Source organism: Streptomyces sp. 147326, assembly GCF_045000215.1.
GTDB lineage: Bacteria > Actinomycetota > Actinomycetes > Streptomycetales > Streptomycetaceae > Streptomyces.
In genome coordinates, this window is sequence record NZ_CP134201.1 from 3,819,284 (window position 1) to 3,840,478 (window position 21,195).

At 71.7% G+C, this 21,195-nt stretch carries 21 protein-coding genes; 8 read left to right on the top strand and 13 right to left on the bottom strand.

Annotated features, from left to right (window positions below):
• Positions 1-38 precede the first annotated feature (38 nt).
• On the bottom strand, positions 39-731 hold the full coding sequence (locus tag RIU97_RS16970) for a demethylmenaquinone methyltransferase (protein ID WP_404957615.1): 693 nt from the start codon (positions 729-731) through the stop codon (positions 39-41).
• A gap of 279 nt (positions 732-1,010) precedes the next feature.
• Here RIU97_RS16970 and RIU97_RS16975 point away from each other — a divergent pair, with 279 nt between their 5' ends.
• Together RIU97_RS16975 and RIU97_RS16980 are read left to right on the top strand one after the other, a co-directional pair.
• Entirely contained in the window at positions 1,011-1,907 is an 897-nt protein-coding gene (locus RIU97_RS16975) for a DUF3152 domain-containing protein (protein ID WP_404957617.1), read from the top strand.
• A gap of 46 nt (positions 1,908-1,953) precedes the next feature.
• The gene (locus RIU97_RS16980) at positions 1,954-2,319 is read left to right on the top strand and encodes a response regulator transcription factor (protein ID WP_404957619.1); all 366 of its coding nucleotides are present in this window, start codon (positions 1,954-1,956) and stop codon (positions 2,317-2,319) included.
• Here RIU97_RS16980 and RIU97_RS16985 read toward each other — a convergent pair.
• From RIU97_RS16985 to RIU97_RS17000, 4 genes are all read right to left on the bottom strand, one after another.
• Positions 2,285-2,929: an imidazolonepropionase-like domain-containing protein gene (locus RIU97_RS16985; RefSeq protein ID WP_404957621.1), complete on the bottom strand. Its 645-nt coding sequence runs from the start codon at positions 2,927-2,929 to the stop codon at positions 2,285-2,287. The two genes, RIU97_RS16980 and RIU97_RS16985, sit on opposite strands and share 35 nt — an antisense overlap.
• A 13-nt stretch (positions 2,930-2,942) precedes the next feature.
• On the bottom strand, positions 2,943-4,142 hold the full coding sequence (gene mqnC, locus RIU97_RS16990) for a cyclic dehypoxanthinyl futalosine synthase (RefSeq protein WP_404957624.1): 1,200 nt from the start codon (positions 4,140-4,142) through the stop codon (positions 2,943-2,945).
• Positions 4,143-4,220: 78 nt separating this feature from the next.
• A complete protein-coding gene (locus RIU97_RS16995; RefSeq protein WP_404957626.1) occupies positions 4,221-6,077 on the bottom strand; it encodes a serine/threonine-protein kinase in 1,857 nt (618 codons plus the stop codon).
• Between the two features lie 200 nt (positions 6,078-6,277).
• Positions 6,278-7,141 carry a menaquinone biosynthesis protein gene (locus tag RIU97_RS17000; protein ID WP_319727705.1) on the bottom strand — a complete coding sequence of 288 codons (864 nt, stop codon included), beginning with the start codon at positions 7,139-7,141 and terminating at the stop codon, positions 6,278-6,280.
• A 237-nt stretch (positions 7,142-7,378) separates the two neighbouring features.
• Here RIU97_RS17000 and RIU97_RS17005 point away from each other — a divergent pair, with 237 nt between their 5' ends.
• Complete coding sequence (locus tag RIU97_RS17005) at positions 7,379-7,582, top strand: cold-shock protein (protein ID WP_250977180.1); 204 nt, start codon at positions 7,379-7,381, stop codon at positions 7,580-7,582.
• A gap of 214 nt (positions 7,583-7,796) precedes the next feature.
• Here RIU97_RS17005 and RIU97_RS17010 read toward each other — a convergent pair whose 3' ends face one another.
• The gene (locus tag RIU97_RS17010) at positions 7,797-9,461 is read right to left on the bottom strand and encodes a lytic transglycosylase domain-containing protein (RefSeq protein WP_404957629.1); all 1,665 of its coding nucleotides are present in this window, start codon (positions 9,459-9,461) and stop codon (positions 7,797-7,799) included.
• A gap of 442 nt (positions 9,462-9,903) precedes the next feature.
• On the opposite strand from RIU97_RS17010, the gene RIU97_RS17015 reads away from it, so the two are divergent.
• Both RIU97_RS17015 and RIU97_RS17020 read left to right on the top strand, forming a co-directional pair.
• Complete coding sequence (locus RIU97_RS17015) at positions 9,904-12,636, top strand: PKD domain-containing protein (RefSeq protein ID WP_404957632.1); 2,733 nt, start codon at positions 9,904-9,906, stop codon at positions 12,634-12,636.
• 326 nt (positions 12,637-12,962) lie between these two features.
• Complete coding sequence (locus RIU97_RS17020; protein ID WP_404957634.1) at positions 12,963-13,139, top strand: hypothetical protein; 177 nt, start codon at positions 12,963-12,965, stop codon at positions 13,137-13,139.
• Positions 13,140-13,160: 21 nt separating this feature from the next.
• On the opposite strand, the gene RIU97_RS17025 is transcribed toward RIU97_RS17020, so the two are convergent.
• The gene (locus tag RIU97_RS17025) at positions 13,161-13,583 is read right to left on the bottom strand and encodes an ATP-binding protein (RefSeq protein WP_404962864.1); all 423 of its coding nucleotides are present in this window, start codon (positions 13,581-13,583) and stop codon (positions 13,161-13,163) included.
• Between the two features lie 139 nt (positions 13,584-13,722).
• Between RIU97_RS17025 and RIU97_RS17030 the strand changes: the two genes are divergently transcribed.
• Positions 13,723-14,595 carry a Scr1 family TA system antitoxin-like transcriptional regulator gene (locus RIU97_RS17030; protein ID WP_404957636.1) on the top strand — a complete coding sequence of 291 codons (873 nt, stop codon included), beginning with the start codon at positions 13,723-13,725 and terminating at the stop codon, positions 14,593-14,595.
• The gene (locus RIU97_RS17035; RefSeq protein WP_404957638.1) at positions 14,592-14,849 is read left to right on the top strand and encodes a DUF397 domain-containing protein; all 258 of its coding nucleotides are present in this window, start codon (positions 14,592-14,594) and stop codon (positions 14,847-14,849) included. Before RIU97_RS17030 ends, RIU97_RS17035 begins: the two co-directional genes overlap by 4 nt.
• 29 nt (positions 14,850-14,878) lie before the next feature.
• Here RIU97_RS17035 and RIU97_RS17040 read toward each other — a convergent pair whose 3' ends face one another.
• From RIU97_RS17040 to RIU97_RS17060, 5 genes are all read right to left on the bottom strand, one after another.
• A complete protein-coding gene (locus RIU97_RS17040; protein WP_404957640.1) occupies positions 14,879-15,316 on the bottom strand; it encodes a hypothetical protein in 438 nt (145 codons plus the stop codon).
• Between the two features lie 69 nt (positions 15,317-15,385).
• Positions 15,386-15,937, bottom strand: a complete 552-nt coding sequence (locus RIU97_RS17045; protein WP_404957642.1) for a hypothetical protein — start codon at positions 15,935-15,937, stop codon at positions 15,386-15,388.
• A 507-nt stretch (positions 15,938-16,444) separates the two neighbouring features.
• Complete coding sequence (locus RIU97_RS17050) at positions 16,445-17,068, bottom strand: histidine phosphatase family protein (RefSeq protein ID WP_404957644.1); 624 nt, start codon at positions 17,066-17,068, stop codon at positions 16,445-16,447.
• A gap of 87 nt (positions 17,069-17,155) precedes the next feature.
• On the bottom strand, positions 17,156-17,707 hold the full coding sequence (locus RIU97_RS17055) for a hypothetical protein (protein ID WP_404957646.1): 552 nt from the start codon (positions 17,705-17,707) through the stop codon (positions 17,156-17,158).
• A 438-nt stretch (positions 17,708-18,145) separates the two neighbouring features.
• Entirely contained in the window at positions 18,146-19,873 is a 1,728-nt protein-coding gene (locus RIU97_RS17060) for an AMP-dependent synthetase/ligase (protein WP_404957649.1), read from the bottom strand.
• A gap of 153 nt (positions 19,874-20,026) precedes the next feature.
• Here RIU97_RS17060 and RIU97_RS17065 point away from each other — a divergent pair, with 153 nt between their 5' ends.
• Complete coding sequence (locus tag RIU97_RS17065; RefSeq protein WP_404957651.1) at positions 20,027-21,037, top strand: AraC family transcriptional regulator; 1,011 nt, start codon at positions 20,027-20,029, stop codon at positions 21,035-21,037.
• Here RIU97_RS17065 and RIU97_RS17070 read toward each other — a convergent pair.
• Positions 21,013-21,153 carry a transposase gene (locus tag RIU97_RS17070; RefSeq protein ID WP_404962865.1) on the bottom strand — a complete coding sequence of 47 codons (141 nt, stop codon included), beginning with the start codon at positions 21,151-21,153 and terminating at the stop codon, positions 21,013-21,015. The two genes, RIU97_RS17065 and RIU97_RS17070, sit on opposite strands and share 25 nt — an antisense overlap.
• Positions 21,154-21,195: the final 42 nt, after the last annotated feature.

Genomic DNA, 21,195 nt, shown 5'->3' on the forward strand with positions numbered 1-21,195 from the left:
GGGCCCGTAGTCGGTGGGGGCGGCGTCGGGCACGGCGGTCAGTCCTTGGTGCCCCGGTGCAGCGCGACGATGCCGCCGCTGAGGTTGCGCCAGGCGACCTTGGACCAGCCGGCCTTCTGCAGCAGCGCGGCGAGCGCGGGCTGGTCGGGCCATTCGCGGATGGACTCGGCGAGGTAGACGTACGCGTCGGGGTTGGACGACACGGCGCGGGCCACCGGCGGCAGCGCGCGCATCAGGTACTCGGTGTAGACGGTCCGGAACGGGGCCCACGTGGGCTGCGAGAACTCGCAGATCACGACCTGGCCGCCGGGCTTGGTGACCCGGTACAGCTCGCGCAGGGCGGCGTCGGTGTCCTGGACGTTGCGCAGGCCGAAGGAGATCGTCACGGTGTCGAAGACGCCGTCCTTGAACGGCAGCTTCGTCGCGTCGCCGGCGGTCAGCGGCAGCCAGGCGTGCTTCTTCTTGCCCTCCTGGAGCATGCCCAGCGAGAAGTCGCAGGGGACCACGTACGCGCCGGTCGCGGCGAAGGGCAGCGAGGAGGTCGCGGTGCCGGCGGCCAGGTCGAGGACCTTCTGCCCGGGACGCGCGCCGACCGCCTTCGCGACCTCCTTGCGCCACACCCTGTCCTGGCCGAGGGAGAGCACGTCGTTGGTCAGGTCGTAGTTCGCCGCGACCCTGTCGAACATGGAGGCGACTTCGTGCGGCTGCTTGTCCAGGGAGGCCCTTGTCACTGGCGTTCGCCCCTCGGTGTGCGATGCGGATCGGCGGGTACGGCCCCATCCTCTCAGGCCGCGACGCCCCCGCCGGTGCCGCCTCCCCCGGCGGCCGCCCCGGCCTGCACGGGCCGGGCCCCCGGCCGGGTGGGGGAAACTGGTCCGAAGGACAGTTCCGCCCGGGGTCCGGGGCACGTTGACTGGGGGGCGGTGCGGCCCGGTGACGGTCACCCAATGGATCATGGGGCTGATCAGCGGCCGGATCCGTGGCGGCCGCCACGAGCAAAGGGCTTCACGATGCCGGCAGGCCATTCCACCGGTCGCTCCCGCCGCAACGGCCCGCGCGCCAGGCGCCGGGCCGAGCGGCGCAAGCGGCTGCGGCGCACCCTCCTCCTCGGCTCGGCCGCGCTCGTCGCGGTCTCGGCGACCGCGTACGCGCTGGTCCCCCAGGACGAGAGCGCCGCGGCAGCCGGGGGGCGGGCCGCGGTCCAGCCCGAGCCGCAGGACGGGGAGTCCGCCGACGGCGCGGGGAACCCGGTCCCCAACGGCGGCCAGCAGTCCCCCTCGCCGTCCCCGTCCTCCGCCGCGCCCTCCCAGAAGCCGTCGGGCACGCCTTCGGGCGCCGCGACGCCCGCCCGTCCGGGCGTCTTCACCGGCTCCACCACCGGCGGCGCGGCGAAGGGCAAGGGTCCCGCGCTGCGCTGGCGGATCGAGGTCGAGGAGGGCAGCGGGGTCGATCCGGAGTCGGCCGCCCGCTCGGTCGAGGCGATCCTCTCGGATCCGCGCGGCTGGACCCGGGACCCGGCGTACGGCTTCCAGCTCGTCGGAGCGGGCCAGCCGGTGGACTTCACCGTCAAGATCGCGACGCCCACGACCACCGACCGGCTGTGCGACGTGGTCACCCCCGAGCTCATCGGCGAGACCAACTGCCGTGCCGGCCACACCGTCGTGGTCAACCTCAAGCGCTGGCAGGAGGGTTCGCCGCAGTTCAACGGGCCCGTGGAGGAGTACCGGGCGCTGATCGTCAACCACGAGGTCGGGCACGAGATAGGCCGCGAGCACGAGAGCTGCCCGGCCCCCGGGAAGCCCGCGCCCGCGATGATGCAGCAGATCAAGGGCCTGAACGGCTGCAAGGCCAACGCGTGGCCGTACGACGCCAATGGAACCTACCTGTCTGGTCCACGCGTCCCTTAAGGGGGAGAGCCGCCCGCAGGAGGGCGGTTCGGGGGGAGTGGAATTCGTGCGCGTCGTCAGCTTCAGCGTCCCCTCGTGGTTCCCCTCGTACGAGTCGTACGGGGAACCGGCCGGGCCGCAGACGACGGGCGAGGCCCTGCCCGCCGACGCGCAGTCCGCCGAGGCACAGCTGACCGAGCAGGAGTCGGCCGTGTTCCTGTGCCTGGCCACCGGGGCCTCCAACCGGGAACTCGCCGTGGAGCTGCAACTGTCCGTCAGCACGGTCAAGTTCCACGTCGTGAACATACGGGCCAAGCTCGGCGGGATCAGCCGCCTGCAGGCCTGTCTGCTGGCGGCCCTCGCCCGCGAGGCCACCCGGCGCGCCGGGGACGGCTCCCTCAGCGACGGCGGTGCAGCAGTCGCCCACCGATGACCGTGGCCACGCAGGTGGTGGCGCCCCGGTCCAGCAGTTCGGCCTCGTCCGCCACCGCGAAGACCGCGAAGCGGGCCGCGGCGCCCGGCTCCAGGAGCCCGTGGAAGGCCTCACCGGCGGTGTCCCGGCCGGCGAGGGGATCCAGGGCGGGCCGCCCCTCGTAGGCGGCCGGCGGCAGGATCAGGAGCCCCGAACGGGTCACCGCCGTGCGCACCGACGCGATCGTGAAGCGGCCGCACACCGCGACCACCCCTCGCGCGAGGAGCTTCTGCGTGCCGCGCCGGGCACTGTTGCCCCACCGCGCCTCGGTCATCTTCAGGGCGTCCAGCCCGGCCTCGCCGCTGATCGGGTCGGCGCCGAGCTCGGGGACCTCGTACGGGTCGTCCGGGTAGTACGTCCGCTCCAGCAGCTCGTCCGCCCCGCGCACCTGCAGCCCCGGGGTGAGCACCCCGGGCCAGCGGCGGGTGCGCGCGTGCGGAAGGGCCGCGGCGAGCTCCTCGTACGGTCCCACGCGGGCGATCCGGTCGCCCTCGACGAGGACCGCACCGCCGGGCAGCGGTGCGGAACCCGGGCCGGGGACGAGGAGTTCGGCGGTGTGAAGCGTCAGCATCGTCTCGGACGCGTCAGTTCGTGGAGATGAGCTTCAGTTCGGGGTGCGCCGTGCCGCCTTCGATGGCGGTGGAGGAGATGTGCGAGACGACGCGGTCGTCGACCGGGTCGTTCGCCGGGTCGTCGTGCACCAGCAGGTGCTCGTAGGTCGTCGCGCGCTGCGCCGGGGTGCGGCCCGCCTTGCGGATCAGGTCGATGATCTCCTGGCGGTTGGAGCGGTGCTTGGCACCGGCCGAGGAGACGACGTTCTCCTCCAGCATGATCGAGCCGAGGTCGTCGGCGCCGTAGTGCAGCGAGAGCTGGCCCGCTTCCTTGCCGACGGTCAGCCAGGAGCCCTGGACGTGGGCGATGTTGTCGAGGAAGAGGCGCGCGATCGCGATCATGCGCAGGTACTCGAAGATCGTCGCCTGGGTGCGGCCCTTGAGGTGGTTGTTCTCGGGCTGGTAGGTGTACGGGATGAAGGCACGGAAGCCGCCCGTACGGTCCTGCGTGTCCCGGATCATCGCGATGTGCTCGATGCGCTCGGCGTTGGTCTCGCCGGTGCCCATCAGCATGGTGGAGGTGGACTCCACGCCCAGCTTGTGGGCGATCTCCATGATCTCCAGCCAGCGCTCGCCGGACTCCTTGAGCGGGGCGATCGCCTTGCGCGGCCGCTCCGGCAGCAGTTCGGCGCCGGCGCCCGCGAAGGAGTCGAGGCCGGCCGCGTGGATGCGCTGGATGGCCTCCTCCGCCGAGACGCCCGAGATGCGGGCCATGTGCTCGACCTCGGACGCGCCGAGGGAGTGGATGACCAGCTGCGGGAAGTCCTTCTTGATGGCGGAGAAGTGGTGCTCGTAGTACTCGACGCCGTAGTCCGGGTGGTGCCCGCCCTGGAACATGATCTGCGTGCCGCCGAGCTCGACGGTCTCCGCGCAGCGGCGCAGGATGTCGTCGAGGTCGCGGGACCAGCCCTTCTTCGCGTCCTTGGGGGCCGCGTAGAAGGCACAGAACTTGCACGCCGTGACACACACGTTCGTGTAGTTGATGTTGCGCTCGATGATGTACGTCGCGATGTGCTCGGTACCGGCGTAGCGGCGGCGGCGCACCGCGTCGGCCGCCTGGCCGAGCGCGTGCAGCGGCGCGTGGCGGTAGAGGTCGAGCGCCTCTTCCTTGGTGATCCGGCCCCCCGCGGCGGCGCGGTCGAGGACAGACTGGAGAACGGCCTGGTCGGTCACCGGTGAGTCACCTTTCGGCGGTGTGTCTGTGTCAAGGTCCGGACCGATCCAGCCTACGCCAGGGGTTCCCGCGCCCCGTCACGGGCTTCGGGTCAGGTCGCCCTCGGGGTTCCCGGCCGGGACGTCGCCCGACTTGTAGTGGAGGGTCCCGTTGGCGTTGAGGGTGAAGCGTTCGTCGGCGGAGCCGTTGGAACAGACCCCGGGAGCCGGGTTGGTGCCGCCCGAGGTGTCCAGGACGAGCGAGCGGTCGGTGGCGGAGGAGAGCTTCCAGTCACCGCTGCAGTCGGTGCCGAGGCCGGCGAGGACCGACTTGTCCCGGCCGACGACCTCACCGACGCGGCCGGCCTTGATGGTGATCTCGAACTCCGAGGGGAGGCCGAGGCGGGCGGTGGTGACCGTGCCCTTCCAGGTGCCGACGAGCTCCTTGGGGACGTCCTGGCGGGTCCCCTTGGGGGCGGCGGCGCTCCCGCCCGGGGTCGGGGTGCCGTTGGGGGTGGCGCCCGGGGCGACGCTCGACGCGGCCGGAGCCGGGGTGGAGGGCCGGGTGTCCCCGGCCAGGTCCCGCTGTCCGCCGCCCCGGCCCGGCAGGACGTCCAGCCAGTACAGACCGCCGGACAGCACCGCCAGCGCGGCCGCCGCGGCCAGGACCAGGGTGCAGCTGAACCGGCGGCCGGCCGCCCTGACGGTGACCTGCCGCCCCGGACCCTCCGCGCCGGTCCGCTGCCCGGGCAGCCCCCCGCCGCCGGTTCCCGGGCCGGGGGTTGCGTACGGGCCGGATCCACCGGGGGCGTCCGTGGTCGCGGTCGGCGCCCCGGCCACCCCGCCGCCCGTACCGGCGGAGCCGGAGCCGCCGTACGCGGCGCCGTACGGCGAGCCGGCGCCCGCTCCCCCGTACGCGGGGCCGGGCGGCCCGAAGCTCCCCGCCCCCGCGGGGCCTCCGTACGAGGCGGCCGTGAACGGCACCGGCCCGGACGGGTCGTCCGCGTACGGCGAGTACGGAGCCCCGAAGCCCCGGCCCGCCGACGCGTCGGACCCGCCCCCGGAGGTGTCCGCGTCGAGGTCCAGCAGCGCCACCGCGGCCCGGCTGGCCTGCTCCACCAAGGGCGCGGGAAGCCAGCCGGGGGCGCCCAGCGCCCCGGCGAGGGCCGCGGCGACCGCCTCCGGGGACGGCCGGTCGGCGGCCGTCTTGGCCAGGCAGGCCGCGATCAGCTCGCGCAGCTCGCCGGCCGGCAGCGCGCCGAGCTCGGGCGGCTCGTGCACCACCTTGTAGAGGAGGGTGGCCGAGTTGTCCCCGGTGAAGGGCGGCTGCCCGGTCGCCGCGAAGGCCAGGACCGCGCCGAGCGAGAACACGTCGGCCGCCCCGGTGATGCCCTTGCCGAGGATCTGCTCGGGCGACATGTAGCCGGGCGAGCCGACGGAAACCCCGGTGGAGGTGAGCGAGGCGGTGCCGTCCGTGGCCCGCGCGATCCCGAAGTCGATCAGTCGCGGCCCGTCGAGGGTGAGCATCACGTTCGACGGCTTCACGTCCCGGTGGACGAGGCCCAGCCCGTGCACGGCCACCAGGGCGCGGGCCAGACCCGCGCCGATGGCCCGTACGGAGTTCTCGGGGAGCGGCCCGTGCGCGGCCAGCGCGCGGTCCAGGGAGGGCCCGGCCACGTACCCCGTGGCCACCCACGGCACCGGAGCCTCCGGATCCGCGTCCAGCACCGGAGCGGTCCACTCGCCGCCCACCCGCCGGGCCGCCTCCACCTCGCGGCGGAACCGGGCCCGGAACTCCTCGTCGGCGGCGAAATGCGGGTGCACGATCTTGACGGCGACGGTCCGGCCGCCCGCGCTGCGCCCCAGGTAGACCCGGCCCATGCCACCCGCGCCGAGCCGGCCGAGCAGCCGGTACGCGCCGATGGTCCGCGGCTCACCGGCTTCGAGCGGCTGCATCGCGTCCCCCAATTCCCCGTGGTCCCGGGCACCTTGTGCCACCCGTTCGAGCAGCAGCCTAGGCCGTGCGGGCGCGGGGGAAGGGCCCGGTCACCCTTTTGCATTTCCCTTCCGCGATGAGAAATGCAAAAAGGCGTGAATTCCCGGGAAACTTCGCAATCGTCCGAGCGACCCAATGGGCTGCCGTCCGGTTAACCCGGTCAGCACTCCTGGACCACGGAGCTCAGCAGCTCCACGGCGACATCCGCGGCATACCCCGTCGTGGGTCCCGTACGGCGTGCGAATTCCCGTACGCCGGCCAGCTGATCGGGGCCGAAACGGAAGTCGAGCGTCGTGAAGTACCGCTCCAGCAGGTCCGCGTCGAAGGCCTCCCAGCGGGCCGCCTGCTCGGCGACCTTGGCGACCTCCTCCAGGGAGACGTCCCGGGAGGCGAGGAAGGCCTCGTGGACCTCGCGCACGACACCGGGCTCACGGGCGAGGTAGTCCTTGCGGGCGGCCCAGACGGCGAAGACGAACGGCAGTCCGGTCCACTCCTTCCACATGTGCCCCAGGTCGTGCACGGTCAGCCCGAGCCGGGGTGCGTCGTGGAGGGAGGCGCGCAGCGCGGCGTCGCCGATCAGCACGGCCGCGTCCGCCTCCTGCATCATCACGCTGAGGTCGGGCGGGCAGGTGTAGTAGTCGGGCCGTACCCCGTACTGCTCGGAAAGCAGCAGCTGAGCGAGCCGTACGGACGTACGAGAGGTGGAGCCGAGGGCGACGCGGGCGCCGTCGAGCTGCTCCAGCGGGACCTGCGAGACGATCACGCAGGACATCACGGGACCGTCGCAGCCGACCGCGATGTCGGGGAAGGCGACGAGCTGGTCGGCGTTGCGGAGGAACTCCACGAGGGTGATCGGGCCCATGTCCAGGTCCCCCTGGACGAGGCGCTCACTGAGCTTCTCGGGGGAGTCCTTGGTCAGCTCCAGGTCCAGCAGCGTGCCGGTTCTGGCCAGGCCCCAGTAGAGGGGAAGGCAGTTCAGGAACTGAATGTGGCCGACGCGGGGCCGGCTGCGGTAGACGTCCACATCGCGAGACTAGCCCCCGTGTCCGCGTCAGCCTTCGGGCGGGTCTCAAACGTCCGGGTGACGTGATCTTTCCCTCTGGTCTCCGCCGCAGGGTGCGTGCTAGGCTCACCGCAAGTTGCAGTTTGGTTTCCCTTGCAGTACGAGGCCTGCGGAGAATGTGACCCGCAGGCTTTTGTAGTTTTCAGACTTCTTAGCAGGTTCTGGAGCAGGGCGACCCTTTGGCCCATAGGAGGGCTCATGGCTACCGGAACCGTGAAGTGGTTCAACGCTGAAAAGGGCTTCGGCTTCATCGCCCAGGACGGCGGCGGCCCGGATGTCTTCGTCCACTACTCCGCGATCAACGCTGCTGGCTTCCGCTCCCTCGAGGAGAACCAGCAGGTGAACTTCGACGTCACGCAGGGTCCGAAGGGCCCGCAGGCGGAGAACGTCACCCCGGCCTAGTCGCCTGGGCCAACCTCATCGCGGGTTGGAAATGCAGTACCCAAGGAGCCCTGTCCCCTCTGCGCGAGCAGAGCGGCAGGGCTCCTGCCTTTTCCCTCCCGGGGCGCGGTGGGCGGGGTACGGCAGGGGCCCCCGGCACCGTGGGACGGTGCCGGGGGCCACTGCCGTACGGGCCGGGGCCCGGGGCCGCCAGGGGCGGCGGGCCGGTTCGGCTCTAGGCCGGGGGCTGGGTCGGGGTGGGGGCCGTGATCTTGATGTCCAGGATCAGGGTCACGTTCTCCTTGGTGGTCAGACGCAGGGAGTACGTGCCCGGGGGCACGTCCGTGGTGAACAGCTCCGGCAGGACGATCTTGCCGTCGGCGCCCGTCTTGGGCAGCACCCGGCCGAAGACCTTCTTGCCGTCCTCGTCCTTGAAGTACGGACCCTTCGCGGCCGCCGGGTCCACCGGGACCCACTTGCCGTCCGCGTCCTTCACGACCAGGTCGGCGACGGCCTCCGTACCCGCGACGGCCTTCCCGGCGGCCGTGGCGAGGACCTGCACGCCCGTGAGGCTCGTACCGGCGACCGTCTCCAGGGGCTTCGAGCCCTCCGGGCGGGCCAGCTTGTCGGCGACCGTCACCGTGACGCGGCCCTCGAAGTTCGCCGTGAGCCTGGTCGTGGTGTCGTAGGCGGAGGCGCGCAGCTTGAAGGTGCCCGCCTTGGTGCCCGCCTTCAGGCCGGGCGCGGCGGCGATGCCGTCGGCGCCCGTCTTGATCACCAGGGACTTCTCCGCCCCGAAGAGCGTGCCGCCGGTGGTGTCCTCCTCGACCGCGAAGATCACCTCGCGGTCGGCGGCGGGCTTGCCGTCGCTCAGGACCAGCTTGACCTTCGGGATCACGGTGAAGGCCGCGCCGGCCTCGGCCGTCAGGCCGGGCCCGTCGAGCGGCGTCAGATCCTGCAGGTGCGGGGCCGGCTTCTCCGGGGTCGGAGTCGGGGTCGGCGTGGGCGTGGGCGTCGGGGTGGGGGTCGGCGTCGGCGTCGGCGTCGGCTTGGGCGTCGGGGTCGGCGTGACCGGATTCTGCCGCGGGGTCGGCAGAGTGGTGCCCGGCTGCTGGGGCGGGTAGTTCCCGGCCGGCGGGTTCGGAACCTCGGCGGCGCCGCCGTTCTGGTACTGCCGCATGTAGCCGAGCACGGTGTTCACGTACTCGCGCGACCGGTTGTAGCTGAGGATCGCCTCGTCGAGCTTGGCCTGGTTCGAGAGGTCCCGGTCACCCGCGCACAGGTACAGGCCGGCGCCGAGCGCCGCGTCGTAGATGTTGTTCGGGTCGCGCTTGGCGTCGCCGTTGCCGTCGGCGCCCCAGGTGGTCCAGGTGGAGGGGATGAACTGGAGCGGGCCGACGGCACGGTCGTACACCGTGTCCGCGTCCCACTCGCCCTTGTCGGTGTCCCGGATCTCGGCGAAGCCGTTGCCGTCGAGGCGGGGGCCGCGGATCGGCTTCTCGGTGTAGCCGTCGGCCTTGAGCCCGTAGCCGGAGGCGTGGACGGACTCGACCCGGCCGATGCCCGCGAGCAGCTGCCAGGGCAGCTTGCAGCCGGGGAGTGCGGCCGCCACCGAGAGCTCGGCACGGTGATAGGCGTCGAGGGCGGTCGCGGGTATCCCGCTGGCCCCCTCCTGCGCGCCCGCGCCGGCGGGCGGCGGGTCTGCGACGATGTCGGGCAGGTCCAGCCGGGCGTCACCGCGGTCGGCGGCCTGCGGGCTGTCCGGAGTCGGCTCGGACTCGCCCGCGTCGGCGGTCGACGGATTGGTCACGACCGCGGCGGTGGTCAGGCTGGCCGCGAGGGCGGCCGTGCACAGGACCTTGCGCGAGGTGTTGACGAGGTGACGGTGAAGCGGCTTCACAGTGCGGCGATCCCCCCAGGAGCCGTCAAAGGTCTACGGCCGGTCTAGCCGTGAATATCCACTGTCTATCAGGTATTCGAACCCGACTCGCCGTCCGTCCGCCAGATGTGACGCACCATTCGTCTCGGCTTCACCACGGTCTCATGACCGAACGCACAGAGACCCCAACTCCTTGCCCGTATTGCCCCGATGGGCGCCATTTCGGATCGGAGTGCCGAACGGCCGGAGCCCCGGCCTCCGCGGTGTGCGGGGGCCGGGGCTCCGGTGTGCTGCGGGGGTTGCGGGTGTTCCCGGGCCGGCTAGCCCTGAGTGAAACCAGCGTTGAGCACGTTCAATTCCCTGGTGACAAACGGCTGCCCGACAAGGGATCATGAGCGGCATCTCTGTGTCTCATGCGCCTGGTGCCCTTCGGGGGGAACGGGCCGTCCTCGAAGGAAAACTGTTGGTACGTCCTACTCGTGCGGCGGTCCTGCTCACCGCGGGCCTCGTCACCATCCTCGGCATACCGGCGGTCTCCGCCGCCGAGGCACCGACCGAACTATTCGTGAACAACGGCGAGAACGCCAACTGCTCCGACACCGGCACCGGAACGCAGAACACCCCGTTCTGCTCTATCCAGTCGGCGGCCAAGGCGGCCGAACCGGGCCAGACCGTGCGGATCACGGCGGGCTCCTACCCCGGAGCCCTCACGATCGACCGCTCCGGACAGCCGGGCAAGCCGATCACCTTCACCACCGAGACCGGCAGCGTCCGGAAGGCGGATCTGGGCGGCGCCTTGACCATCGACGGCGCCTCCCACCTCGTGTTCCGTGGGATCAGTACGCGGAGCGGCGCCAAGGTCGAGCGTTCCAGCGACATCACCGTGGAGACGTCCGAGATTCTGCGCGAGCTCGTGATCGGTGCCGGAAGCGCGGACGTACGCGTCAGCCGGAGCACCGTCATCTCTGCGCAGATCGGAGCCGGCGCCCAGCGCACGGTCCTCAGCCGCAACAGGGTCGGCCACAGCCTTTCCCGGCCCGCGATCTCCGTGGTGGACGCCCCCGGCACGGCCATCGCCAACAACAACGTCACCAGCTACTGCGGTACGGGCATCTCGGTCAGCGGCGGTTCCACCGGAACCTCGGTGTTCAACAACCTGATCATCGCCCAGGGCTCCCAGCTCTCCTGCCCGACGCCCGGCCCACCGCGCCACGGTCTCCTGGTGGCGCAGAGCGCGGCGGCCGGCACCCGGGCCGACTACAACGTCCTCAACCGCCAGCCCGAGATCACGGATGCTCCGTACCACTGGGCGGGCACCGGCTACAAGACCCCCTCGGAGTTCCGGGCGGCGACCGGCCAGGGCGGACAGGACCTCCTGAACCCGGCGGACGTCAACGCCGCCCTCGTCGACTCCGCCGACGCGACGGCGCCGGGCGCGCTGACCTCCCTGGACATCGCCGGTTTCGGCCCGATCGACGACCCCCGCGTGGCCAACACCGGCAAGGACGGCGGGTTCCTCGACCGCGGAGCCGGCGAGACACACGACTACCTGAGCACGGTCACCATGTCGGTCGACCAGGCCTGGGCCCCGGTCGGCACCACGGTGGAGGTGAAGGCCTCGTCGAACAGCCAATGGCCCACCGGCATGTCGTACAGCGTGGACTTCGGCGACGGGAGCACCCCGGTCGTCACCCGGCAGGGCGAGGCCGCCCAGGCCGTCGCCTCGCACGTCTACGCCTCTCCGTGCGCGTGCGTGGTCAAGGTGACCGCATCCAACGCCGCCGGGAGGAAGGCCTTCGCCGAGCAGCAGCTCAAGGTGACCGCGGCCGGCGCGCTGACCACGTCCTTCACCGCCGAGTCGGTCCTGCCGACCTCGGACAACCCGATCGAGCGCATCTCCCCGCTGACCTTCCGGGTCGACCCGTCGGCCACCACGGCGCCGTGGCCGCTGAGCCGCGTCGACGTGGACTTCGGCGACGGCACCACCGAGCGCGTCTCCGACCTGTCCAGGCTCACGCACACCTACCGGACCCCCGGCGACTACACGGTGACCGTCACCGCCCAGGACTCCCAGGGTGCCACGTCCGCCTCCAGCCGCACGGTCAAGGCCGACTACGCGGCGTCCGGCTACGTCGCGGTCGAGCCGTTCCGGTTCTACGACAGCCGCGACGACACCCCCTCGATGCCGGGCGGCGAACCCCTGTCGATGCAGTTGCCCATCGGGCTCGACCGGCCCGAGTTCCCGCTCTCGGGCAGCATGTCCGCGGTCGTCGTCAACGTGACCGTGACCGGCGCCCTGGAGGACACCCACCTCACTGTCTGGCCCGAAGGACAGGACCGTCCCGCGACCTCGAACGTCAACGTCCGGGCCGGCGCCACCACGTCCAACACGGTCACGGTCCCCGTAAGCGGCTACAACGGGGCCTTGATGCAGCTCAACTCCGGCCGGGCGTCGATCATCGTGGACTTCGTGGGCTACTACCAGCCCAACATCGGACAGCGGTTCAGCCCGCTCGCCCCGACCCGGCTGCTCGACACCCGCACCAGCGGCGGCGCGCTCACCGGCGGCAAGACCCGCACGGTCAAGGTCGCCGGCGTGGGCGGCATCCCCGCCGACGCCACCGCCGTCGCCTTCAACCTGACCGGCACCGGCTCCACGGAGGCGGCGCACGTGATCGCCTACCCCAACCCGGCGAAGCGGACCGCCACCTCCAACCTGAACCTGGAGCCGGGCAAGGACAAGTCGAACCAGGCCATCGTGCCGGTCGGCCCGGACGGCACGATCACCCTCTTCACCAACTCCGGCTCCACCCACCTGGTGCTGGATGCGGTGGGCTACTACGGAAAGGACGGCAAGGCGCTGTTCAAGCCGGTCGCCCCGAAGCGTCTCGCCGACACCCGCACCACGGGCAAGCTCGCCCCGGGTGCCACGACGACGGTCTCCGGTCTGCCGGCGAACGCGGTGGGCGCGGTCCTGAACGTCACCGCGACCGACACCACCGGCCCGGGCTTCCTGACGGCGTACGCCTTCGGCGGCACGCTCCCGGGCGCCAGCAGCCTCAACACGCTCCCCGGCGTCACGGTCCCCAACCACGTGACCACCCCGGTCGGATCGGGCAAGGTCAGCGTCTTCAACAGCTGGGGCGGCGGCAACCACGTCGTCACCGACCTCCTCGGCTACTTCACCAACCCGTAGGACCAACCGGCCCACGCAGGACACACCGCCGCCCCGGCCCCCGCACACGACGTTCGGGGGCCGGGGCGGCGGCGTTGTGAAGGCCATGGAGCCAGCCCCGGGCCGGCGCCCCGCCGATCAGGCCGGGCCCTCAGCGCCCGGCCATTCCTCACGCACCATGCCGAACAGCACGGAGTCGTAGCGCTTCCCCGCCACCAGCAGGGTGGGTCGCCGAGGCGTACGGCACGGAGACCAACGCCTGGCTGTCCCTGACGCCCCTGACGGAGGACGGCACCAACGCGGCGGCGGCCACGGCACCGTGCCCCAAGCGGACGAAGAGCAGCTGCGTGTACGCCGTCTCCGGCTACGTCGACAGCAACGTGACCGCGGGAACAGCCGAGGCCTTCGCGATCGAACGCCCGCCCGGCAGACACCGTCCGCAGCCCGCGCCCACCCGGCCTCCGATCACCACGGCCCCCGACCCCGCCACCCTCCCCGCCCCCGACCCCGCTCCCGCCCTGTAGGTCGCATCGCGCCGAGGCGGGTCACCGGGCACCCGTGCCCGTGCCCGTCAGGTCCGCCCACACGGTCTTCCCCGGCTCCCTCGGCGCCACGCCCCACTCCCGCGCCAGCGCCTGCACCACCAGCAGCCCCCGCCCGCCCTCCGCCGACCACGGATCGACCACCGGCGGCTCCCCCGGCGGCCTCGTGTCGTCCCGGGTGTCACTGACCGCCACCCTCACGTTCTGTCCTCCGTCGTACCCCATCAGCAGCTCGAAGTCCCGCCCCGGCACCCGCCCGTGCAGTACGGCATTGGCGGCGAGCTCCCCGACGACGAGCCCCACGTCGTCGGAGAGCGCGCAGCCGTAGGGCACGCCCCAGAAGGCCAGCTGCGCCTGCGCGAGCCGCCGGGCGAGCCGGGCCCCGCGGCGCGTCGAACTGAACCGCTGCCGGAAGGCCAGTGCCATGTCACTCAATTCGGTCGTCACCTCACCGAGCGTGGCGACCGCGCCTTACGCTTTCCAGTGACGGCGGCGCTACGACGGTGATCCGTAGGGACGTCGGCCTGTTCGTGTACGGCCCGTACGGATGAGGGCGGTTCAGCCGATGAACGACCTGTCAGACCGCGAAGAACGCCCCGAACGCCCGGTGGAGGCGGACGGCACGGCCCACCTGTTCCGCGCCCTGGGCAAACAGATCAAAACCCTCCGCGAGGCGGCCGGCCTCCTCCAGAAGGAACTCGCCACCCGCCTGAACGTCGGCGAGGACCTCATCGGCGCGATCGAGCGCGGCGTCCGCACCCCGCAGCCGGACCTCCTGGAACGCGCGGACCGGATCCTCCAGGCGCGAGGGGTCCTGCTGGTGGCGATCCCGGAGGTCAAGGAGGCGCTGAAGCGGGCCCGGACGCGGCATCCGGATTGGTTCCGGAGTTATGCGGAGGCGGAGGCCGTCACGCAGGCCCTCCACGCGTACGGACACCAGGGCGTTCCGGGCTTGCTCCAGACGGAGCGCCACGCCCGTGAGGTCTTCACCCAGCGCCGCCCGCTCCTGGACGAGGAGACGATCGAGAAGCGGGTACGGGACCGGCTGGACCGCCAGCAGGTCTTCGAACGCTGGCCCTCCCCCACCTTCAGCTTCGTCCTCGACCACAACTTGCTGGAACGAACAGTGGGTGGCCCGGAAGTCCACCGCGAACAGCTCCAACGCTTTCTACAAATCGGCCAGTTGCGTACGGTGGAACTCCAGGTCATGCCGTACAGGCGCGGTGCGCACACGGCGATGGAAGGCTCGTTCACCCTGCTCCACCCCAAGGGCCGCCAGCAGATCGCCTACCACGAGGCCTACGGCAAACCGCACTTGATCACCGACCCTGACCAGGTACGCGTCATGGCCGAGCGCTATGGGATCATCCGGGCACAGGCGCTCGCGCCCGACGAATCCTTCGCCTTGATCGAGAAGATGCTGGGAGATGCAGGATGAACACCACCGACTTGGCGTGGTTCAAGAGCAGCTACAGCGGCGGCGAGGGAGGCGAGTGCGTCGAGGTGGCGCTCGCCTGGCGGAAGTCGAGCCACAGCGGCGGCGAGGGTGGCCAGTGCGTCGAGGTCGCCGCCTGCCCCAGCACCGTCCACGTCCGCGACTCCAAGGTGACGGCCGGACCCCACCTCTCGGTGGCCCCCGCCGGCTGGACCGCGTTCCTGGACGGGATCACCGCGGCCCGCCTGCCGGAGTAGGTCGGTCCGGCAGGCGGGATCGACAACCGCTACCGCCAGACGACCGCCCGCCACTGGACCGGCCAGCCCCTCGCGTCGGCCAGGTTGCCCGCGATGCTTCCGGCCGCGTTGATCGCGACCGGATCGGCCTTGTCGAGGCCGCCAGGAGTCGGCAGCGCGGTGACCTTCCCCTGCGCGTCCCACGTCACGGCGCGCTCGTCGGAGTTGCCGATGCTGGTTCCCGCGTCGTTGATGCCCCGGACGAAGGTGTGGCCGCTGCCCCGCAGCAGTTCGAGTTCGGTGATGGCGGTGCCTGTTCCGCTCCAGCGCAGGGAGCGGTCCTTGACGTTCGCGACCACGACGTCGGAGTTGTTGACGCTCACCGCTCGCGCGCCCAGGTCCTGGGACGGCAGGGCCTTGAGCTTCTTCCCGTGCGGGGCGCGGACGGCCTTCCACGTCCCGTTCGCGTCCGTCGCCCGGCCGATCACGGTGCCGCGCTCGTTGATCGCCGACGGCTCGGCGTACGAGCCCCCGAGCGAGCCGAGGGGCCGCGACCGTCAGAAGACGAACGTGCCGATCCCGACCACCATGCCGGCCACCGCCCCCAGCACGATGGCGGCCAGCAGACCGGCCATGGCCGCGAGGAAGTAGAGCTCGCCGTCCTCGACCCTGCCGTGGCGCGCGCAGGAGAACAGCCAGGACGCCAGTGTCAGGAACGGCACGAGGAGCAGGCCGGTGGCGGTACTGAAGTTGAATACGGCGCTCCCCGAGAGCTCGTAGGCCTTTCCCCGCGCCGTCCTGACCTCCACGTCGGTACCGAAGCGGTACTCGTCGCCGGCCGTGTCCAGCACGATCTCGCGCCCCGGCTCCCCGGACCGCCGGGGGGTGTACCAACCCGTGCAGTCGGTACCGGTCGCATAGCCCTCGGCGTCGGTGGCCTCGTAGCACTTGTGGATCGAGACGACCCCGTCCACGGGCCCGAAGCCGAACACCGCCGCCATCTGCGGCCCGGGTAGCAGCCACACCAACCACCCGGCCACCGCGAGCGTCACGACCACGCCGGCCCCGGCCGCCCCCTGCCCCAACCTCCGCACGGCAGCAGCGCGCACCGCACTCCCTCCCCTCTCCCGCGGAGGCCAATACCCGCAGGGGGCGGGGCGTAACGCGGGTCGGCTGCGGTCGGTGCGGCGGGGGCTTCGGGGGCGGAAGCCAGTGGGGCGGGATCAGAGGGGGTTCGGGGGTTTCCCGTCGGTCTCATCGTCTTCCGTGGCGGGACGGTCCCTCAAGGGCGCTCCTTCGTCGCGTCGCTGCGCGATGGCCTGCGGCCACCCTTGACCGACCGTCCCGCCACGGAAAATCGAAGACAGCCGGGAAACCCCCCAAAGAACGGGCCGGGCGATCAAGACAGGGACGGGTGTGTCGGTGGCCGGCGGCCCGGTCGGGGGGCGCATCAGATCGCTACGCGGTTTCGTGCGTCTCAGCGGCTGCCGGCCGTCCGGGGCCGGACATAAGCCGCCATCGACCGTCTCGTGCTTCTCGAGGAGGGCGACTGACCGCTGTCTGGAGCTCGCACCCGCAGACCCGAGCACGCTTCGGCACGGGCGTTGCGGGTGGACTCAGACGTGCAACTCGGGCGGGAAGCCGGTCCAGCGCAGTTCGGCGGGCAGGTGGCGCATGTCGTTGGAGCAGAGGACGGAGGCGGGCCGACCGGGTGCGTATCGGATGACCGTCAGCGCGGCATTGCCGTGGTTGAGGCCGAGCCAGCGCCACTTCGGTGCGTACATGGCATCCCGGACGAGCCAGGCGACCAGGAAGTTGTGGGTGACGACCAGTTCGTGCCGGTCCTCTTCGCCGTCCACCGGACCGGTGAACAGGTCCATCGCCCGGCGGACCAGCGTGGGTCCGTGCTCCCGCTCCTCGGCGGAGGCGCCTTCGAGGAAGCGGAGGTAGAAGTCTGCGGATTCTGCGGGGAGTTCCTCCCTCTGCGGCATGTAGGGGACGTAGTCACCGGCAGCTTCCGAGCAGTGCAGAGGAACGTTCTTCAGCTGGTCGCCGATCAAGCGTGCGGTCTGCTCGGCCCGGGCCAGCGGGCCGTGATGGACAGCGGTGAGGGGGATGCCCTGGAGCCGGCGTCCGAGCAGCGTGGCCTGCCGGTGGCCGTCCTCCGTCAGCCCGCTCTCGTCCGGCAACGCTTCGCCGTGCCGGACGAGATAGAGGTACCGCGTGGCCGTGCCCGTCACGCCGAACTCCTTCGGATCCGCTGTCGATCTTGCGTATCGATGGACGCCACCCCTACCAGTGCCGGTTCCCCGAACCCAAGGCGATGGTCAGCGAGTCCGTCGTCGCCCGAGCAGGCGGCCCTGCTCCTGTTTCAGGTCAGCGAACCCGCGCCGTGCGTATGCGGCCATCTCTTCACTGGGGAAGGCCACGATGGAGAGGTGCTCGTCGTAGCTCCCCTGGTCCCAACGGGCGGCTGTGATCTCGTAGCCGGACACGTGAGCGCACAGCTGAAGCAGAATGGGCGGCATCTCTGGCTCGCTCAGGAGGTCAGCGTGTCTGATGACGAGGTCACGCATGGCCCGGATATTCGGGAGGAAGACGGTCCTGACCCACAAGCGCCACTCGGCGAGCTCCTCCTCGGACGGTGGCATCTCATGCGCGAAGGGCGACTTGCCGTCAGGACGGGCATTGCGTTCCATGAACGCAACGAAAATGCGGCTGTTCGCCTCGGTGAGCGCAAAGAGTGGCCCGTAGAAGTCGCTGAGCTGGCGATTCAAGCGGGCTAGGCGCTCTTGGCGCTGTGACAGACGCATGCTGTTGAGGTAGGTGGCTGCGTATCCGCAAAAGGCCAGAGCGATCGTCACAACTACGGTGGTCATGTAGGGCGATGCTATGAGAAGGGCCGTCATGCCGAAGCACGTACTCAGGGTGGCGGCGTAGGTCCGGCCACAGGCGGCTGGCAGCCGCTGAGACGTGCGAAACCGCGTAGCGATCTGATGCGCCCCCCGACCGGGCCGCCGGCCACCGACACACCCGTCCCTGTCTTGATCGCCCGGCCCGTTCTTTCGGGGGTTTCCCGGCTGTCTTCGATTTTCCGTGGCGGGACGGTCGGTCAAGGGTGGCCGCAGGCCATCGCGCAGCGACGCGACGAAGGAGCGCCCTTGAGGGACCGGCCCGCCACGGAAGACGATGAGACCGACGGGAAACCCCCGAACCCCCTCTGATCCCGCCCCACTGGCTTCCGCCCCCGAAGCCCCCGCCGCACCGACCGCAGCCGACCGCACCGACCGCACCGACCGCACCGACCGCAGCCCACCTCACCCCCCGTACAAGCCCGCGATCACCTCCGCGTACCGCTCCGCCACCGCCGCGCGGCGGAGTTTCAGGGTCGGGGTGAGGGTGCCCGTGGCTGTCGTGAAGTCCTCCGGGAGGATGTGGAAGGCGCGGATGCGGGCCGGGCGGGAGAGCGTGGCGTTGGCTTCGGTCACCGCCGCTTCGATCAGGGCGTGGACCGCCGGGTGCGTGGACGGGGCCGGGCCCGGGTCGAGGCCCTCGCGTGCCGCCCAGGCCGTGATCTCGTCCGCGTCGAGGGTGATCAGGGCGACCGGGTAGGGGCGGCGGTCGCCGATGAGGACCGCGCGGGAGACGTAGCGCGAGCGCTGGACGGCGAACTCGACCTCCGTCGGGGTGAGGTTCTTCCCGGCGGAGGTGATGATCAGCTCCTTCTTGCGGCCCGTGATGCGCAGGTAGCCGTCGGCGTCCAGTTCCCCCAGGTCGCCGGTGTGCAGCCAGCCCTCCCCGTCCAGCGCCTGCGCCGTCGCGGCCTCGTTCGCGTGGTAGCCCGGGAACACCATCGCCCCGCGCGCCAGCACCTCCCCGTCCTCCGCGATCCGCACCTCGCAGCCCGCGATCGGCCGGCCGACCGTTCCGTGGCGCACCGCCTCCGGGTGGTTGAGGGAGATGACTCCGCCCGACTCCGTCATCCCGTACCCCTCGAACAGGGTGATCCCGCAGGCCCGCAGGAAGTCCAGGGTCGCCGGGGCGATGGGGGCGCCGCCGGTGAGCGCCCACTTCAGCCGGCCGCCGAAGGCACCCCGGACCAGGGAGTAGAGGGACTTCTCCGCGGCCTCGTACTCCGCCCGCCGTTCCTCCTGCAGCCGGCCGTCCGCCGCGAGTACGCCCAGCCGCACCGCCTCCTCGAAGCGTGCGCGGCCGCCCTCCCGGGACTCGGCCAGCGAGAGCACCACCGAGTGCAGCTTCTCGAACAGCCGCGGGACGGAGGGGAGATGGGTCGGTGCGACCTCCGCGATCTCCGCGAGCACGTCCTCGATCCTGCCGCCGAAGTAGCACAGCTCCCCGCCCTCCAGCAGGGTCGTGTACTGGATCAGCTGAGCCAGCATGTGCGCGAGGGGCAGGTACAGGTACGTCGAGTCCCCGGGCCCGCCCTTGATCAGGGGGACGGTGGCGTCCTGGATGGCGCCCAGGTTCCCGTGGGTGAGGCGGCAGCCCTTGGGCAGGCCCGTCGTGCCCGAGGTGTAGACGATCGCCGCGTCCGCGGCGGGGGTCACCGCCGCCGCCCGGCGGGCCAGGTCCGCCTCCGGACTCCCCTCCAGCGCGGGCAGTTCGTCCATCAGCACCACCGACCGCAGCGCGGGCAGTTTCGCCCGGAGCGCCTCGACGCGTTCCGCCTGCCTCCCGTCGTCGCAGACCACGGCCACCGCCTCCGAGTCCGACAGGACCCAGGCGAGCTCCTCCTCGCCCGCCGTCGGGTAGACCGGTACGAGGACCGCGCCCGCCGCCAGCACCCCGAAGTGCGTGTACGTCCACTGCGGCCGGGTCTCCGCCAGTACGGCGACCCGTTCCCCGGCCGCCACGCCCAGGCCGAGCAGCGCGCACCCGACGGCCCGTACCTCCGCGCCCAGTTCCCCGTACGTACGGGTCTGCCACCCGCCGTCGGGCGAGCGGAACCGCAGGGCCGGCTCCGGCCCGTACCGCTCCCCGGTCCACTGGGTGAACACCGCCAGCGTGCTCGGCCGACCGTCCATCGCATGCCCTCCCGGGAAATTGGTGACCCCCGACGCTAGGCAGCCGCACGGCCGCCGCGGCATGACCGGAAGCGTCACCCCTGCTGACCCGAGCGCTCACCGGTCCGCGCACGTCCGTATCGCCCCGCGCCACGGCGGGCTACCGTCGAAGGCATGGGGAGGCGGACGATCACCGTGCACCATGTGCGCGCCCTGCTCGCGGGGGCGCGCGGCAGCGGCATCGACACCGTGCCGCTGCTCCAGGAGGCGCAGATCCCACCACTGCTGCTGGGCGACGACCGGGCGCGGATCACGCCCGCGCAGTTCGCCCGGCTGTTCCGGGCGCTGTACCGGACCACGCAGGACGAGTTCCTCGCGCTGAGCCCGGTCCCCAGCCGTCCCGGCACCTTCGCGATGATGTGTCACGCCTCGCTCGGCTGCCGTGACCTGGGCGCGGCGACGGAGCGGGCGGCCGCCTTCTACGGGCTGTTCCCCGGCGGGCCGGAGCTCACGCTCGAAGTGGTGGACGGCGAGGCCCGGTTCACCGTGCGCAACGACTTCGCCCGCGACGAGGACCGCTTCCTCACCGAGTGCGTGCTCGCGATCTGGCACCGGCTGAGCAGCTGGCTGGTGGGGCGCCGCATCCCGCTCGCGTACACCGCCTTCGCCTATCCCCCGCCGCCGCACGAGGAGGAGTACGAGATCCTCTTCGACTGCCCGGTCCGCTTCGGGGCGGACCGTACGGGCGCCGCCTTCGACGCGCACTGGCTGACGGCGCCGCTCGTACGGGACGAGGCCGCCCTCGACGCGATGCTCCGGCGTGCCCCCTTCGACCTGCTGTCGCGCCCGGAGTACGGGACCACGGTCGCCGAGCAGGTACGCCGGACCCTGACGCAGCGGCTGCGCGCGTCGCCGCGGCTGCCCGCGCTCGGCGAGGTGGCGGCGCGGCTCGCGGTGTCCCCGGCGACGCTGCGGCGCCGGCTCCAGCAGGAGGGGACCTCCTTCCAGCAGCTGAAGGACCACGTGCGGCGGGACGCGGCGATCGCGGGGCTTGCGGAGAGCGGGGAGCCGATCGCGGAGCTGGCGGCCCGGCTGGGCTTCTCGGAGGACACGGCCTTCCACCGGGCCTTCCGCCGCTGGACGGGCACGACCCCGGGGGCCTACCGGATCGCGTCGGGCGGGTAGGGAGTGCGGAATCGTATGCCGTCGATCAGCTGCCGCCGACTCCAGGTCGGCGGCCGTCCCGCCTTCTTCCCCCTCGGCAACAGCGCTTCCAGTACCGCCCACTGCTCGTCCGTCAGATCTACTTCCGTGCGCGCACTGACCTTGTCGTTTGACCCGTG